Origin of the sequence: Brevibacterium paucivorans (genome assembly GCF_016907735.1) — a bacterium.
Classification (GTDB): Bacteria; Actinomycetota; Actinomycetes; order Actinomycetales; family Brevibacteriaceae; genus Brevibacterium; species Brevibacterium paucivorans.
On sequence record NZ_JAFBCP010000001.1, the window covers coordinates 1964204 to 1980656 of the forward strand.

10 protein-coding genes are annotated in these 16453 nt (G+C 56.9%); 7 read left to right on the forward strand and 3 right to left on the reverse strand.

The window, feature by feature from the left end:
• Nucleotides 1-8: 8 nt before the first annotated feature.
• Nucleotides 9-1919: an L-lactate permease gene (locus JOE56_RS09120; RefSeq protein ID WP_204515749.1), complete on the reverse strand. Its 1911-nt coding sequence runs from the start codon at nucleotides 1917-1919 to the stop codon at nucleotides 9-11.
• Between the two features lie 294 nt (nucleotides 1920-2213).
• Here JOE56_RS09120 and JOE56_RS09125 point away from each other — a divergent pair, with 294 nt between their 5' ends.
• The 6 genes from JOE56_RS09125 to JOE56_RS11315 all read left to right on the forward strand — a co-directional run bounded on the left by JOE56_RS09125 (nucleotide 2214) and on the right by JOE56_RS11315 (nucleotide 10287).
• On the forward strand, nucleotides 2214-3578 hold the full coding sequence (locus tag JOE56_RS09125; RefSeq protein WP_102238781.1) for an FAD-binding oxidoreductase: 1365 nt from the start codon (nucleotides 2214-2216) through the stop codon (nucleotides 3576-3578).
• A 46-nt stretch (nucleotides 3579-3624) separates the two neighbouring features.
• A complete protein-coding gene (locus JOE56_RS09130; RefSeq protein WP_102238782.1) occupies nucleotides 3625-4044 on the forward strand; it encodes a GlcG/HbpS family heme-binding protein in 420 nt (139 codons plus the stop codon).
• A 73-nt stretch (nucleotides 4045-4117) separates the two neighbouring features.
• Entirely contained in the window at nucleotides 4118-5713 is a 1596-nt protein-coding gene (gene aceB / locus JOE56_RS09135) for a malate synthase A (protein ID WP_102238783.1), read from the forward strand.
• Between the two features lie 208 nt (nucleotides 5714-5921).
• The gene (locus JOE56_RS09140; protein WP_102238784.1) at nucleotides 5922-6329 is read left to right on the forward strand and encodes a (deoxy)nucleoside triphosphate pyrophosphohydrolase; all 408 of its coding nucleotides are present in this window, start codon (nucleotides 5922-5924) and stop codon (nucleotides 6327-6329) included.
• Nucleotides 6322-9441, forward strand: a complete 3120-nt coding sequence (locus JOE56_RS09145) for a DEAD/DEAH box helicase (protein WP_239530421.1) — start codon at nucleotides 6322-6324, stop codon at nucleotides 9439-9441. Before JOE56_RS09140 ends, JOE56_RS09145 begins: the two co-directional genes overlap by 8 nt.
• A gap of 48 nt (nucleotides 9442-9489) precedes the next feature.
• Nucleotides 9490-10287 (forward strand): DUF3152 domain-containing protein, encoded by a 798-nt coding sequence (locus JOE56_RS11315; RefSeq protein ID WP_102238785.1) that lies wholly within the window; start codon nucleotides 9490-9492, stop codon nucleotides 10285-10287.
• Between the two features lie 57 nt (nucleotides 10288-10344).
• Here the strand turns inward: JOE56_RS11315 and JOE56_RS09155 are convergent, their stop codons facing one another.
• A complete protein-coding gene (locus JOE56_RS09155; protein ID WP_102238849.1) occupies nucleotides 10345-11832 on the reverse strand; it encodes a DUF1846 domain-containing protein in 1488 nt (495 codons plus the stop codon).
• A 188-nt stretch (nucleotides 11833-12020) separates the two neighbouring features.
• Nucleotides 12021-13289, reverse strand: a complete 1269-nt coding sequence (locus tag JOE56_RS09160; protein ID WP_102238786.1) for a hypothetical protein — start codon at nucleotides 13287-13289, stop codon at nucleotides 12021-12023.
• 277 nt (nucleotides 13290-13566) lie between these two features.
• Between JOE56_RS09160 and JOE56_RS09165 the strand changes: the two genes are divergently transcribed.
• Entirely contained in the window at nucleotides 13567-16437 is a 2871-nt protein-coding gene (locus JOE56_RS09165; RefSeq protein WP_343833380.1) for an FtsK/SpoIIIE family DNA translocase, read from the forward strand.
• The last annotated feature ends 16 nt before the right edge of the window (nucleotides 16438-16453 follow it).

A 16453-nucleotide genomic window follows, 5' to 3' on the forward strand; every position in this document is an offset into this window, starting at 1 on the left:
GTCAGTCCTCAGCGTCCTTCTGGCTGTTCGGAGCGGGACCCGGCGGCCACCTCGGCGAGTTCAGGGAACGCCGCCTGCTCGCTACCTGGACTTACCAGACTTTCGTTAGGCACGCTCTTCTTCTTAGCCGCCAACGTGATAGCGGTGGCGATGCCGGCCAGACACAGAACGAAGAAGATCGTGCCCAGGTTGAAGCCAATGCCCCATACCCACATGTAGGCGACGGAACCTGCCAGAAGCGAGTACACACCCATGGGGATGATGGTCTTGCGGATGATGTGGCCCTCCTTGCCCAACAGGCCAACGGTTGCAGCTGCTGCTACCACGTTGTGGACTGAGACCATGTTTCCTGCGGCACCACCAACGGCTTGGGCGGCGACGACGGTTTCGGGGCTGGGGGCACCAATTCCGGCACCGGTTGCGAACTGGAACTGCGAGAACATGTTGTTCGAGACCGTGTTGGATCCTGCCACGAACGCTCCCAGGGCACCGATGAACGGTGCGATGAGGGGCCAGTTTTCGCCCATCGCGTTTGCCGCAGCAGTAGCGAGGGTGACCGGCATGGAATCAAAACCGGAGTCGTTGAACGCCGGGCCGGAGTTGATGAACACGCGAACCATGGGCAGTGAGCACAACAGGGCGAATGCAGCTCCAGCGATTTGGCCACCGGCAATCTTCCACGACTCTGCAATCTGCTTAGCCGACATGCGGTGAAGCGCGTAGGTCATGAAGCACACAACCAGGAAAATCGCACCGGGGGAGAAGAGCAGGTCCATCTTCTGGGAAAGTCCTTCCTGACCCAGAATATTCTTCACAGTGAGGACTGCGTCTTGAGCGAGGAATTTCTTAATAGCAGGAACGTTGCGCGTAATCAGCAGCAGAGCGACCACAAGAAGGTATGGCAACCACGCCTGGATCAGAGGCATGCGCTTCTTAATGTTTGCCGCTTCAACCTGTGGGCGCATAGTGCCCATCCACTGCTGAGGCCAGGTGGCGCGGTTAGCGAAGTCCCACGTGTCGCGTGGGGCGAGGAAACCTGCTTTGGCGGCCGGCACCACGATTGCCAGACCAATGAGACCACCGATGAGCGATGGGAATTCGGGGCCCATGAAGGTGGCAACTGCCAGATAAGGCAGGATGAACGCCAGTGCCGCGAAAACTGCGAAGGGTGCGACCTTCAGCCCGGCCGCGAAGCTCTTGTTTTCACCAAAGAACCCGGTCATGAAGCAGGCCAGAAGAAGCGGGATGAAGATTCCGCACGTGGCGTGAATGAGGGCTACCTGGGCGGCTGTGTGGGACACGAACATGTCTTGAGCGACGGTCACGTTGTCAACGGGGATGCCCAGTTCGGTGAGACGTTCGATGAGTCCGTTAGTGGCGTCAATTCCGGAGTCGAAGATACCTTTTCCGATACCGGTGATCATGGGGGTTCCCACGGCGCCGAAGCTCACAGGAGTGGACTGGATAAGGAGACCGGCCAACACGGCTGCCATTGCGGGGAAGCCAAGCGCCAAGAGAAGTGGGGCGACAACGGCGGCTGGTGTTCCGAATCCGGCGGCACCTTCGATGAAGCTACCGAAGAGCCATGCCACGATCACCACTTGCACGCGACGGTCGGGGGAGATGGAGATAAAGCCGGAACGGATCGTGTCGATTGCCCCCGACTTGGTGATGGTGGCCAACAGGAGAAGTGCGCCAAAAACGATCCATAGAAGGCCAATGGCTACGAGAACTCCTTGGATGACTGAGGCCAAAATGGTCGTCCCGGAGATTCCCCACGCGAAGAACGCAACTGCGGCGGACGCGACAAGCCCGATGGGCATCGCAATGACGGCGGGGAGGCGAAAGCCTAAAAGCAGGGTACCGGCGATCACAATGGGAAGAATCGCCAGTAGGGCCTGTACACCGAGACTGTCCATACGAAAAACTTTCTGTGAAATACGTTACGTGATCTGATTCACATAAGTGTGACATAGAAGTGAAGGTTGTGGAGTGATTTTTTATTAAAAATGTTCGCGTGGTGAAAGCGGGTTTTCGCGCTGTGTTGGTGGGGTGGGGCCGGGTTCTGCCGAGGTGACCCCTACTAGTTTCGCTATGTGAAATTTGCGTTCTGCAGGACAAAATAATAGTGATATGGTTCACTTTTAAGAGTGCTCGACTCCGCGAACCCTGATGGGGTTCACGTGAAACAACGACGGATGGAAGGTTGTCGCATGTTAGACGAACTTGCGCAGCAGCTACCTGCTGAGGTTCTCATCACGAACCCAGACACCATGGAAGCGTACAGGCGCGACCGGGCGAATGACCCAAACGCGGGAATGCCTCAAGTAGTCGTGCGTGCCACCGAAGTTGAGCATGTCCAAACGGCGATGAAGTTCGCGGCAAAGCACAACATTCCGGTCGTGCCACGAGGTGCAGGATCCGGGCTTTCTGGTGGCTCGACTGCTGTGGACGGGTGCATCGTTATCTGTGTCGACAAGATGAAAGACATCGAGATCGATCCAGTGACGCGGACCGCTGTTGTGCAGCCCGGTGCTATCAACAACGAGGTCAAGACGGCAGCGGCTGAACACGGACTGTGGTACCCGCCAGACCCGGCGAGTTTTCAGTTCTGTTCGATCGGTGGAAACATCGCGACAAACGCCGGTGGCCTGTGTTGTGTGAAATACGGTGTGACGACTGACTACGTGTTGGGCCTTGACGTGGTGTTGCCCGATGGTCGGTTGGTGAAGCTGGGTGGCCCCCGTTTGAAGGACGTTGCGGGTCTGTCGCTGACCAAACTGTTTGTGGGTTCGGAAGGCACCTTGGGCATCATCGTGTCCATCACCTTGCGTCTCATCCCGGCGCAGCGCCAGCCCACCACGCTGGTGGCTACGTTCCCCACGTTGGAGGGAACTATGAACGCGGTTCTCGAGATTACCCGCAACATGCGCCCATCCATGTTGGAGTTCATGGACGACGTGTGTATCAACGCGGTTGAAGACCAGATGAAGATGGGGCTGGACCGCAGTGTGAAGGCCATGTTGGTGGTGCAGTCAGACGAACCTGCTCAGCACGCCACGGAAGAAATCCAGATGGTTGAAGAAATCTGTAACCGTAACGGTGCTTCCGAGTGTTACTACACGGCAGACCCCGACGAAGGGGAGATGTTCGCAGCAGCCCGTAGGGCCGCGATCCCAGCGGTTGAAATGACCGGGACCATCTTGCTTGAAGACGTGGGAGTTCCGATTCCACGATTGGGAGACCTGGTCGTGGGAATTGAGGAAATCTCAAAGAACCGTGACGTCACAGTGGCTGTCATGGCACATGCGGGTGACGGAAACACCCACCCGCTCGTAGTTTTTGATCCAACCGATAAGGATCAAGAGGAACGCGCTCACATCGCGTATGGCGAAATCATGGATCTGGCCATGCGGCTGGGTGGAACGATCACCGGCGAACACGGGGTCGGGAAACTCAAGCAGCCGTGGCTCACCAATTACCTGGGTGACGACGTGCTGGATCTCAACCACCGGATCAAGAAAGCAATCGACCCGCAAGGAATCATGAACCCCGGTTCGTGCTTCGTGATGGGTTAACGGCCAGCCGGAAACCACCTCGGCGACTTACTTAGGAAAGGCGCACATGAGTGCTTACACAACTGTCAATGTCGTGACGTATGAAACGGCTGCACGAGCCGTCGCACTGACATTGGAGGAAGGCGAAAAACTGGGTCTGAGGCTGTGCGCGACCGTGGTTGACCCGTCCTTGGGGCTGGTTGCGTATGGACGTGCCGACGGGATGACGCCACACAGCGTTGAAACGTCGAAGAGGAAGGCACAAACTGCTGCCTCGACGCGCAAACCCAGTGCGGCGATCCTGCCGGAGCTGGCAACCAAATTGGAGCTCGGATCGGGTGGGATTCTCACGTCGATCGCAGGTGGCGTGCCGCTGTCGTTCGATGGCGTGCACGTAGGTGGACTTGGAGTGGCAGGCGGTAAACCAGCCGAAGACGCTCAGGTCGCCCAAACAGTCCTCGCCCGTCTGGGCGCGGACAGTGAATAGTCCAGTCAAATATCCAGTCAACAAGCCGCTGATAACACATCCGTCAAAACTCATTTAACTGAAGGGAAAACCCATGGCAACGAAGCTTGATCTTCCGCAGGGAATGGAATTTACCGCCGAGGTCGCAGATGAGCACCTGAAGGTCCTCACCACAGATGCGTTGGAGTTGATCGCTGAACTGCACCGCAAGTTTGAGTCCGAGCGTCAGGCTCGGTTGGCTGCGCGTAAAGAGGTGCAGAAGTTCCTCGATGAGGGTGGCGAGCTGGACTTCTTGGAAGAGACTGCGCACATTCGCGAGGATGCTGAGTGGCAGGTCGCTGCTCCTGCGCCGGGTCTGGAGGACCGCCGGGTTGAGGTGACTGGTCCTACGTACCGCAAGATGACGATTAACGCGCTGAACTCTGGTGCGAAGGCGTGGCTGGCTGACCAGGAAGATGCGAACACCCCGGCGTGGGAATCGGTGCTGGGTGGGCAGGTGAACCTGCTCGATGCGATCAACCGTGAGATCGATTTTGTGGCAGAAGAAACGGGCAAGGAATACAAGCTGCGCCCGGATGAGGAACTGCCCACGATCATTGTTCGCCCACGTGGTTGGCACATGACTGAGAAGCACATTCTGGTGGATGGCGAACCGGTTTCGGGTTCGCTGGTGGACTTCGCGCTGTACTTTGCGACTGCTGGGCGTAGGCAGATTGAGAAGGGCCTGGGGCCATACTTCTACCTGCCAAAGATGGAGTCGTACCTGGAAGCACGCCTGTGGAACGACGTGTTTGTGTACGCGCAGAACAAGCTGGGTGTTGCACAGGGAACGATCCGTGCGACCTGCCTGATTGAAACGTACCCGGCTGCGTTCCAGATGGAAGAGATCCTGTATGAACTGCGTGAGCACTCGTCAGGGCTCAACGCGGGACGTTGGGACTACATCTTCTCGGTTATCAAGACCCACCGGAACAAGGGTGAGGACTTTGTGACCCCTGACCGGGCTGCCGTGACCATGACGGTGCCGTTCATGCGTGCGTACACGGAACTGTTGGTGCGTACGTGCCACAAGCGTGGAGCACACGCGATTGGTGGTATGTCGGCGTTCATCCCGTCAAAGGATGAGGCTGCGAACAAGAAGGCGTACGAGCAGGTCACCAACGACAAGACTCGTGAGGCGAACGACGGGTTCGACGGTTCGTGGGTCGCGCACCCAGGAATGGTCGACACGTGTAAGGAAGCGTTCACCAAGGTATTGGGGGACAACCCCAACCAGATCGAGAAGAAGCGTGACGACGTGCAGGTGACGGCGGCCGACCTGTTGGCTGTTAAGGACACACCTGGCGACATCACGGATGCTGGTCTGCGCGCCAACATTTCGGTTGGTATCCAGTACGTGCAGTCGTGGCTCAACGGAAACGGTGCAGCTGCGATCAACGGGCTCATGGAAGACGCCGCGACCGCCGAGATTTCCCGCACCCAGGTGTGGCAGTGGATCCAGTCAGGTTCGACCGTGTCTGACACCGGTGAGGTTGTGACCAAGGAATTGGTGCGCTCGCTGGTGGACGAGGAAGTAGCGAAGTTGCCTGAAGGTGACTGGGAGGCTGCGACCAAGCTGTTCGTGGACATGGCCACCGACGACACCTACCACGACTTCCTCACCCTCCCTGCGTATGAACTTCTGCCGTAAGGCAGGGCTGCCGCTGTAGGTGGCAGGGGAGACGCTCCCGTGGGAGCGATCCGGGTTGAGAAAGCGGGCTCCGTGACATGTGTCGCGGGGCCCGCATTCATGTGTGGAGCTTTCATGCCCGGCTTTGGGGTGGGTTGGGTAGGTTACCCCCGCCGAGGTCGTTGCCGATTGTGCGCGCTGTGTCAGTGCCTGCGGTTAGAGTACACACATGAGCACAATTCAAGTGGTGGGCGCTATTTTTATCGACGGTACTAAAGTTTTGGCATTTCGGCGCAAAGCAGGGAAATCGGCCGCCGGTAAATGGGAATTCCCAGGTGGGAAAGTTGAACCTCACGAGTCACCAGAACACGCCTTGGCCCGAGAGCTCGAAGAAGAGCTTGGGCTCACAAACGTCACCGTTGGCGAATGCCTCGACCGCTCTACCACGCCCGTAGGAGACGTTTCTATTGACCTTGCTTGTTATGAGGTAGACACCCACATTTTTCCAACCTCGAGCAGTGACCACGACATGATTCAGTGGGTCGAGCGTGAATCACTATCCTCGCTCGACTGGGCAGAGCCGGACCTACCTTCTGTGCACAAACTTATGAACGCGACAGGTGGTTCTCATGGGTAATGAACAGTTCGACGTCACTGGGCTGCGTGAGCAGCTTCTGACCGTTCAACAAATGGAATACGTGAATGCCAAAGCCGAGGACGGGGAGCTGAGATATCGGCATTCAAAGGTTCCACACGTCGACAGTGCCACCGCGGTGTCACGCTATGTAGCTCAACAGGTTCATGCCCATCTTTCTGCTCTCAAAGAAGATGAGCTTGTTGATGAGGCAAACCGGATCCTGAACCTCCTATCTGAGCCTGCTCACACTGACCCGCTTGAAGCAGGGCCACAACAATTGCTTTCCGTCTACCCCACATATATAAAAGAGCCGCCAACTGCACCCACAACGCCTTTATCTGATCTCGCGCTACTGACGAACGCAAAAGGCGACCCGCAGATTGGTTCGGAAGTGCGTCGTGAACTCGCAAGCGCTGACCGGGTGGACCTCATTTGCTCGTTCGTAAAGTGGAGCGGAATCCGCGTTCTCGAGAGTGAGTTGAAAGACCTCAAACTGCGCGGAGTGCCATTTCGAGTCATCACCACCTCCTATATGGAGGTAACAGAACCTAAAGCCCTCGACTTCTTGATCAACCAATGCGGTGCTCAGGTACGAGTCAATTACGACTCAAGCACTACTCGTCTACACGCGAAGGCGTGGATGTTTTTCAGGAACACTGGCTTCGACACTGGGTATGTCGGAAGCTCTAACCTGAGTAAGGCTGCTCAACTCGAAGGTCTGGAATGGAACGTTCGCGTTTCCCGCAACCAAGCGGGCAGCGTTCTAGGAAAATTTGAGGCAACTTTCGACACATACTGGGAGTCACCGCACTTCGAGGAATATGTGCCTGATCGTGATCGCGAAAAGCTCGAGCAGGCCCTTGAGATTAGTTCGCTGAGTCGTTCGACGGTCAACACAACGTTCTTTGACATCACCCCGCACCCACATCAGTTGGGAATTCTTCAAGACCTCCATGCCGAACGCATCATTAACGACCGCCACCGCAACCTCGTTGTGGCTGCGACCGGTACCGGCAAGACTGTTGTCGCCGCTCTTGACTACCGCAACTTGGCGGGTACGAGCAGGCCGCGTTTGCTTTTCGTTGCACACCGTGAAGAGATTCTGCGCCAGGCTATGGCGACGTATCGAGCCGTATTGAAATCGACAGACTTCGGCGAGCTTTTCGTGGGTGGTGAAACCCCCAGAAGAGGAGACCACGTGTTCGCGTCGGTCCAATCTCTCAGCAGGAGTTTTAACAACTGGCCGGCAGACCACTTCGACATTGTTGTCATCGATGAATTCCACCACGGTGCCGCGCGCACCTACAGAAGCATTTTCGACTATTTCAAACCAAAAGAGCTCCTAGCCTTAACCGCAACACCAGAACGCACCGATGGCATTAACATCGCCCAAGAATTTTTCGACGGTCGTTACGCCAGCGAAATTCGATTGTGGGACGCACTCGAAGCTCAACTTTTGGTTCCGTTCCACTATTTCGGCGTCAACGACGGCACCGACCTGTCTCAGATCCGTTTCGTTCGTGGAGACTACGATGTTCGTCAACTCGAAAACGTGTACACGTCGAACGATTCACGCGTGCGAATCATTCTCAAGGAGCTCGAGGATAAGGTCGAAAACTCTGCGAAGATGAAAGCCATTGGGTTCTGTGTGTCAGTGTCGCACGCGCAATTTATGTCACAGCGTTTTAATGCGGCCGGACTGAAATCGGCCTGGGTAGCAACGGGAATATCACGAGAAGAACGAGTCCGGGCCATAGCAGATTTGAACGCAGGGCGTATCAACTGCATTTTCACTGTAGACATGTTCAACGAAGGCGTAGACATTCCGTCGGTGGACACGCTCCTCATGCTTCGACCAACGCAGTCAGCGACAGTTTTCCTGCAACAGTTAGGTCGCGGTCTCAGGCACGCAGTTGGTAAATCCGTTCTCACAGTCCTGGACTTCGTAGGTCTTCAGAATCAAGAGTTCCGATTCGACACCAAGCTCAGAGCCATGACTGGGCTGACTCGCAAACGCCTCCTCAACGCTGTCGAAGAGGGCTTTCCATTCCTACCTCCAGGCACACAGATTGTTTTCGACCGAGTAGTCCAAGAAGCGGTGCTTAAAAATGTGAAACAGCAGATAGGCCGTACTGTTCCACAGTTACTCGCAGAAATACAAGAAATTGCTGGAGACCGTAGTCCCCTCGAACTCACTATGCGTGAGTACATGGACTCTTCAATGCGCCCTCTGTCTGCAATTTACGGTGGAAGAGCCAGCCGCAGCTATAAAACAATCAAAAGCTCTCCTAGCTGGCTTCAACTGCAACGCTGGGCCGCAGGCGACACAACAAACGTCGCAAACAGCCCCGCAGTTATGCGTGCGCAAGTTTTAACCCATGTCGACGATCCTGAACGGATGTCGGCATACCTTTCAATCGCTGACCCTCACGGGAGAGTTCCGGATCAGAACGACCCGTACTTGTGGATGCTGTACTACTCCTTATGGCCGTCTGGCCGTGTAGGAGGTATCGAAGAAGGTATTCGGCTCATTCGTGAGAAGGGCGAACTGCACAAAGAACTGCAACAGCTCTTTGACGTCCTCCGGAACGAAACCCGCGTTGTGCCGGAGCAACTGTCTGGACACGCAGGATCCACAGTTCTGAAGTCACACGCAAAGTACAAGCGTGAGGAAGTTCTGGCGGCAATGGGTATGGGGTGGAAGCGAAAGCAAACGCCCGGATCATTCGTCGAAGGTGTGGCTTGGATGGAAGAACACCAAACCGAAGCTTTGTTCATCACGTTAAACAAGTCGTCCAACCACTTTTCACCGGAAACCATGTACAAGGACTATGCGCTCAACGACAGTATGTTCCACTGGGAGTCTCAGAACCGTACAAGTGTAGAAAGCAATGCCGGACAGCGTTACGTCAATCAGCGGTCTAACGGAGTGAGCATCGTTCTTTTTGTGCGTGAAACCAAAGACTCGGAAAACGGGACCCAGGCTTTTACCTGTGTGGGCAACGCCGACTACATCAGTCATTCCGGGGCGAAACCAATGCAGGTGTTGTGGAAGCTCCAGCGCCCCATGCCTGCGCAGCTCCTCAGCGTGGCACAAGCCGTTGCGAGCTAGTCATCGATATCCTTTTAACTGTCTTGGCAGTTGAAGGTTGGATGAGTTGTGTTTGAGTCGAACTCTCGCGCGTACAAAATTGTGCTCGCATCACTAATCGTCGTGTGCTTTGTCGCCTCAGCGATCATCGCGTGGGACCTCACACGACCCAACGTGGGCACCGTCTCAACCCAACCTCAAGCACAAGCCACCCAAAACAACCCCACACCCGCCACCACTGACGAACCAACGCAAACAGCGACGACCTCGGCGACCCAAAAACCCAGCCCCACCCCAGAACCAACCCAGGCGAAAGACGGGGAGTTCACCACAGAAGACATCCCACGCAAGGGATCGCAAAAGTGGAACGTTAGCGAGAAACTTTCCCCCATCAACCACGACGGGAGGGCGTTCCGGGTCTACATCCGCATCGAAAAAGACCTCCCCTTTGACATCGACTCGACCACCGCGCGCATCATGAAAACCCTGCAAGACGAACGCGGATGGCAAAAAGTCGACAACGTCAGATTCATCCAAGTCACCAGCCCCAAACGCGCCAACGCCACCATCAACCTGGCCACCCCAAGCACAGTCGACAAAATGTGTGCGCCACTTCGAACAAATGGCAAGCTCTCATGCCACAACGGCAGCAGCGTCATGCTCAACGCCGACCGCTGGGTAGACGCCACCGACGATTTTGACGACCCCGAACAGTACCGCGACTACCTGATCAACCACGAAGTCGGACACGCACTTGGCCACGGTCACAAGTCGTGCCCAGGAAAAGGCGAACCCGCACCTCTCATGCAACAACAAACCAAAGGCCTACAAGGGTGCAAACCAAACGGCTGGCCATCCGTAGCGTGACCTCGCGTCAGGGTGATCACTCAGGCCAGCGCTCACCTCGGGCGCAAGGCCCTTACCCTAGCGGCGGTGGAACAAACTCTTCCGCTGGTACTTAGGTTCACTCGTCACCTGCATACCCAAACTGCGGAAAATCCCCTCGTCCACTGACCCCAAAATGGTCGTCGTGTGTACATCGCACCCACGCAACTGCGACAACTGCTCAATCGCCCGCCGTGAATCCTCGCTTGTCTCAGCTGAAACAGACAACGCAATCAACACTTCATCAGTGTGCAAACGCGGATTCTGGCTACCCAGATGCTTGGTCTTCACCGTCTGAATCGGCTTAATCGACTCCGGTGACAACAAGTGAACATCCGGGTCAATACCCGCCAGGTGCTTGAGCGCATTCAGCAACATCGCCGCGGAACACCCCAACAAGTCAGACGTCTTACCCGTAACCAACGTCCCATCCGCCAACTCCATACACGAAGCAGGACCGCCCGTCTGGGCTTCCAATTGCACCGCAGGCTCAATCACACGTAGGTCATCAACCGTGGCGCCAGCCTTACTCATCACAATGGCGGCGCGTTCCGAAAGCGTGTTATCCCAGTCATTGCGCGCCTCATCTACCAAAGCCTTGTAATAACGGCGCACGATTTCCTGCTTGGCAGCCTTGCGACATACCCCGTCATCCGTGATGCACGAGCCAACCATGTTCACACCCATATCAGTGGGGGACTGGTACGGCGAAGATCCAGCCAGCGTCTCAAGCAACGACTTCAGCAGAGGAAACACTTCTACATCGCGGTTATAACTGGTCACACGCTCGCCATACGCCTGCAGGTGATACGGGTCAATGACGTTAATGTCATCCAAGTCCACGGTGGCAGACTCGTACGCCAGGTTCACCGGGTGCTCCAATGGCAGATTCCAAATGGGGAAGGTCTCAAACTTGGCGTACCCAGACTGGATGCCACGCTTAAAGTCGTGATAAATCTGCGACAGGCACGTAGCCAACTTTCCTGACCCCGGCCCAGGGGCGGTGAGCACAACAACGTCGCGCTCCGTTTCCACATACTCGTTTTGACCAAAACCATCGTCACTGACGATCCTGCTCACGTTCGTGGGATACCCCGGAATCGTTCGGTGCTTAGCAACTTTGAGCCCCAAACGCTTTAACCGGTCGATAAACGCCTGAGCCAGCGTGTTCTCTTCATCCATCTGAGTGACAACCACCCAGTTGACCAAGAACCCGCGCTCACGGAACACGTCCACCAGACGCAAAACATCGTCTTCATAAGAGATGCCCAGGTCTGCTCTCACCTTGTGGCGGTGCAGGTCCTGGGCATTCATGGCGATCACAATCTCGATGTGATCGGCGATGCGTTGCAACATCTCTATCTTGTTGTCTGGGGTGAAACCAGGGAGGACACGTGAAGCGTGGTTATCGTCAAAGAGCTTTCCGCCCATCTCGAGGTAGAGCTTCCCGCCGATCTGGTCTCGCCTTTGCCGAATGTGCTCCGACTGCAATTCGACGTACCGTTCGCGATCAAAACCGGCTTTCATCCCGACCCCTTCTGTGTAGTTTTTCACCGCTGATAAGTCTAAACCGGTGAAATGTTTCGTGCGCGTTACCAAGGTTTCGTAAGCGTTTCCCGCGCCGTCCAACGCCCCCTAAGAAAAACGCGCGGAGAGACACAATGTCTCTCCGCGCGTGCACGTGAGGCTAACGCCTACGGTAGTGAGAAGGCTGCTTAGAACAGTCCAGCGTTCTTCTTGCCACCGTCGGTCAGAGTTACACCCTTTCGGGAGTCCTTCTTGTAGTCGTTGTAGCCGGTCTTGTCGTCCTTGAGGCGGCCAACCTGGCTAACCTCGATGTAGTTCTCGATACGGCCCAGCTTGGTCTTTCCGTCACCGAACTTCAGGTTCGCAACCAGTGCTTCGTCGCCTGGCTCAATAGCGTTCGACAGGGTCACCTGGAAGGTGCGGGTCGAAGTCTTCTTGTCGAATCCGAGGTCGCGGGTGTACGCACCGTTGAACTGACCTGAGGTGATGAGGCGGTCAACACCCTTTGGTCCCTTGTCAGTCTTAACCTTCAGCAGGAACGAGGTCTGTGGGAACTCCTGGTAGTAGGAGTCCGAACCGACGTTCTTCACGCGCAGAGCAACGTTTCCGGCGTAGCCAGGAACCTTACCTGCAGCAACGGTCAGGCGTGGCTCGAGGTCGTGCTTTGTTTTCTTGGAAGGCTTGGTGGTGTCAACCTTAGGAACCGAAGGTTCTTTGGTCTCAATGACGCGGTTAACTGGCTTGCCAGTTCCCTTGCCACCTTCAGCGCCGGAAGCCTTGTCGTACATGCGCACGCGAACTTCGTTCTTAATAGGTGCGAATGCGGTCCATGCGGTTGGGGTGGACCAGGTTCCGTTTGGCTTGCAGTGCTGCTGGGTACCGGTCATGGTGATGGTGCGGAAACCGTAGGTTGCTTCACCGGTGTGGCCAGCTGGAACGTCGTAAGGACCAATCTGCTGTCCAACTTCCCACGACAGTGAGTAGGAAGCTTCGCCACCGATGGTCTTAGCAAGCGACATTGCGATTCCAGCGTTGACGCTTCCCTTTTTGGCGTTTCCGGTTCCACCCATGTTGAATTCGGTGGATTCCGACTTGCTTCCGTTAACCGTCAGCGAGATGGTCTGCGAACGGCTCGTGGACTGTGTCAGTGGAATAGGGGACTTGGTCTTGTTGGTGGTGGAGATGGTTCCAACTGGAGCCCACGAGTCCTTCACCTTGTACACAACGGTGCGGTAGTCCTCTGCTGAGTTGCAGACTGGGTTGGGGTTAAGGACGTTGGCCTTGATGTGGTCCGAACCGTGCTTGGTGTGCACGATCGGCAGGTCAGGGTTCAGGGCAGGGGTTTCTGGGTAGGTTTCTTCGTGGGTTCCACCAGCGAATGCAGGGCTGGCGCCGAACAGGGCTGCAAAGACCGCGGTACCGGCCAGCGCAGCTGAAGCAGTGCGACGAATGTTCATTGAGGAGTCCTTTGTGAGTGAGATGTTGATCGTTCGTTAAGCGAATGCTGATTCACTTTTCAGTGACGGCAAACATGTTACTCACAGGTTTACGTGAGAGTAAACCCCCGAGTAACAATATGAACAAAACTCAGAAAACATTTAAAAAGCACTCAGAAACACAGCTGCTACCACCTCGGCGAACCCATCCCCACATACCGTGCCAACCGCCACAAAAGACGCGCCCACACAACGCGAAATCCCGGACTTTGCCACGCAAAGATTTAAGGTAAATACCATGGCGACCAGTACGACTTCCCCCGCTACTGGTACAGGACGCCGGAAGCGTGGAGCCCCCACGCAGGCTACTGAACCCGCGGGCGAACAGCAGAAAACCAACCCCGTAACCGGAGCATGGATGGGCATGTCACGCATGGCCGGAGACCGCGCACGCAAAGCATTTAGTGAAGACGTAGAAACTCCTACCCGTCGCGACGGCACAGGCTTCTTTCTCGTTGGCCTGGCAGTCGTTGTCGCGGCCTTCGAGTGGTGGAACATACCAGGCGTCTTTGGCAACGCGGTGCGCGGAGTATTTGAAGGGACCTTTGGGCGAGTAGCCCTGGTCCTTCCTGCTGTGTTCGTTCTCTACGCCGTTCGACTCTTCATGCGCGGAAACGAAACCCGCCAAAACAACCGCATCCTGGTAGGAACCATCGCTCTACTGGTCTCCGCCGCGGGCCTTGCGCACATCGCTGCCGGCAACCCCAGCTTCGTCAACTCGCGCGAAGCCATGGCCAACGGCGGGGGAGCGCTGGGCTACATCGTGTCCAGCCCACTCGTCACCGCAGCGACCGTGTACGTAGCCGTACCAATTCTGGTGCTCATCGCGCTCTTTAGCGTCCTCGTGATCACCGCCACGCCAGTCGTCAAGGTTCCCGAACGCCTCGTAGGCCTCTACAATCGCCTCACCGGGGGTGCCCCAGAAGCCAGCGGCGACGCCAAGGGCGACAACGCCAACGTCGACCTCGTCGCCACCAACCAGCGCACCTCGGCCCTCAAACCCATGGGACGCAAGCGCCGCTCAAAGAAGCAAGAAGGCGAAGAAGTTACCCGTGCCTATGACAAGGCAACTATTGATGACACCTCAGGTAAGGACGCCGAGGTCGCCCCACCTGCCACTGAAGACGCGCCTACCCGTGTGCTCAACAGCGAGATCTACGACGTCGATCAAGACGTAGACGAACCGAAGTACAAGCCCGGCCAGCGTCGCCCCACCAAGGCCGAACGCGAAACCGCGAAACTCAAACGCGACCAGGGTCTGGACGCCTCACTGCCCGGTGAAACCGCAGATGCTCAGGCAGAAGACGCCACCCGCGCGATCGACCGCAAGCCCGACCCAGCAAACACGGTGCCTACCGTCAACACGCCGGCACCCGCGGCCACCGGAGAGTTGCCACAGCGCGTTGAACAGCTGGAGCTCGCTGGCGATGTCACGTACACGCTGCCTGCCTCGGACATGCTCACGGCCGGGCCGCCGCCCAAGGAGCGCTCGGAGGTCAATGACCGCGTGGTCGAAGCGCTACGTGAAGTATTTGAGCAGTTCAAGATCAACGCCGCCGTCACTGGTTTCTCGCGTGGTCCAACAGTGACCCGTTACGAAATTGAACTGGAACCCGGCACCAAGGTCGAAAAGGTCACCGCGCTCGAAAAGAACATCGCCTACGCGGTGGCCAGCGCCGACGTGCGCATCCTGTCGCCAATTCCAGGCAAAAAAGCCATTGGTATTGAGATCCCCAACGCCGACCGCGAAACCGTGGCTCTGGGCGACGTTCTGCGCTCCCAAGCAGCACGTGGCACCGACAAGCCGATGGTCGTGGGTGTTGGTAAGGACGTTGAAGGTGGCTTCGTTGTTGCCGACCTTGCGAAGATGCCACACCTGCTGGTGGCCGGTGCGACCGGTTCCGGTAAATCGTCGTTTGTGAACTCCATGATCACGTCCATCATGATGCGTGCAACGCCTGATGAAGTGCGCATGATCCTGGTTGACCCCAAGCGTGTGGAACTGACCATTTACGAAGGCATTCCGCACCTGATTACGCCCATCATCACCAACCCCAAGAAGGCCGCTGAAGCCCTCGAATGGGTGGTGCGTGAAATGGATGCCCGCTACGACGACCTCGCCCACTTTGGGTTCAAGCACGTGCGCGAGTTCAACCAGGCCGTGCGCGAAGGACGCCTCACGCCACCTCCTGGTTCCGAACGCGTTTTGCAGCCATACCCGTACCTGCTGGTCGTTGTCGACGAGCTGGCTGACCTCATGATGGTTGCGCCACGCGACGTCGAAGCCTCGATTCAGCGCATTACGCAGCTGGCTCGTGCCGCCGGAATCCACTTGGTGCTTGCGACCCAGCGCCCATCCGTGGACGTTGTTACTGGTCTGATCAAGGCCAACGTGCCGTCGCGCCTGGCCTTCGCAACCTCGTCGCTGGCCGACTCCCGCGTGATCTTGGACATGCCCGGTGCCGAGAAGCTCATTGGCCAAGGTGACGCGCTGTTCCTGCCCATGGGTAAGTCCAAGCCCATGCGTGTGCAGGGTTCGTGGGTCAACGAGTCCGAAATTGAAGAAGTGGTCAAGCACGTCAAGACCCAGCTCGCGCCTAACTACCGCGAAGACGTGCAGACCAGCGCGCCTAAGAAGCAGATCGATGAAGAGATCGGCGACGACATGGACGTGCTGCTCCAGGCCGCTGAGCTGGTCATCACCACGCAGTTCGGTTCGACCTCGATGCTGCAGCGCAAGCTACGCGTTGGGTTTGCCAAGGCAGGTCGCCTCATGGACCTCATGGAGTCGCGCGGAATTGTTGGGCCGTCCGAAGGGTCCAAAGCGCGCGACGTGCTCGTCAAGCCCGAAGACCTGGCAAGCACCCTGGCGTTCATCCGCGGCGATGCCCCACCTGAAGATTCGTCTGCTGAGGGCGCTGACGGTGTTGGTGACGCTCAGGCTAATGCGCCTTACGCGCAGGCCGCCGAGGTCGTTAACCCTGGCGACGGAAGCGCTACCAGCGACAGGGGAACCGGCGAGTTGAAAGCCGGCGACATTGACCCCGAAACCGGGCTGGAAGTCGTAGAGGCTTCCAGTGAAGACGCCTGGGGCCTGACCGGACGCTAGTGATCGGTCGATAAGC

Coding starts and splice junctions, on each gene's coding strand:
- JOE56_RS09120 (WP_204515749.1), bottom strand. CDS start 1,919: ATGGACAGTCTCGGTGTACAGGCCCTACTGGCGATTCTTCCCATTGTG.
- JOE56_RS09125 (WP_102238781.1), top strand. CDS start 2,214: ATGTTAGACGAACTTGCGCAGCAGCTACCTGCTGAGGTTCTCATCACG.
- JOE56_RS09130 (WP_102238782.1), top strand. CDS start 3,625: ATGAGTGCTTACACAACTGTCAATGTCGTGACGTATGAAACGGCTGCA.
- aceB (WP_102238783.1), top strand. CDS start 4,118: ATGGCAACGAAGCTTGATCTTCCGCAGGGAATGGAATTTACCGCCGAG.
- JOE56_RS09140 (WP_102238784.1), top strand. CDS start 5,922: ATGAGCACAATTCAAGTGGTGGGCGCTATTTTTATCGACGGTACTAAA.
- JOE56_RS09145 (WP_239530421.1), top strand. CDS start 6,322: ATGGGTAATGAACAGTTCGACGTCACTGGGCTGCGTGAGCAGCTTCTG.
- JOE56_RS09155 (WP_102238849.1), bottom strand. CDS start 11,832: ATGAAAGCCGGTTTTGATCGCGAACGGTACGTCGAATTGCAGTCGGAG.
- JOE56_RS09160 (WP_102238786.1), bottom strand. CDS start 13,289: ATGAACATTCGTCGCACTGCTTCAGCTGCGCTGGCCGGTACCGCGGTC.
- JOE56_RS09165 (WP_343833380.1), top strand. CDS start 13,567: ATGGCGACCAGTACGACTTCCCCCGCTACTGGTACAGGACGCCGGAAG.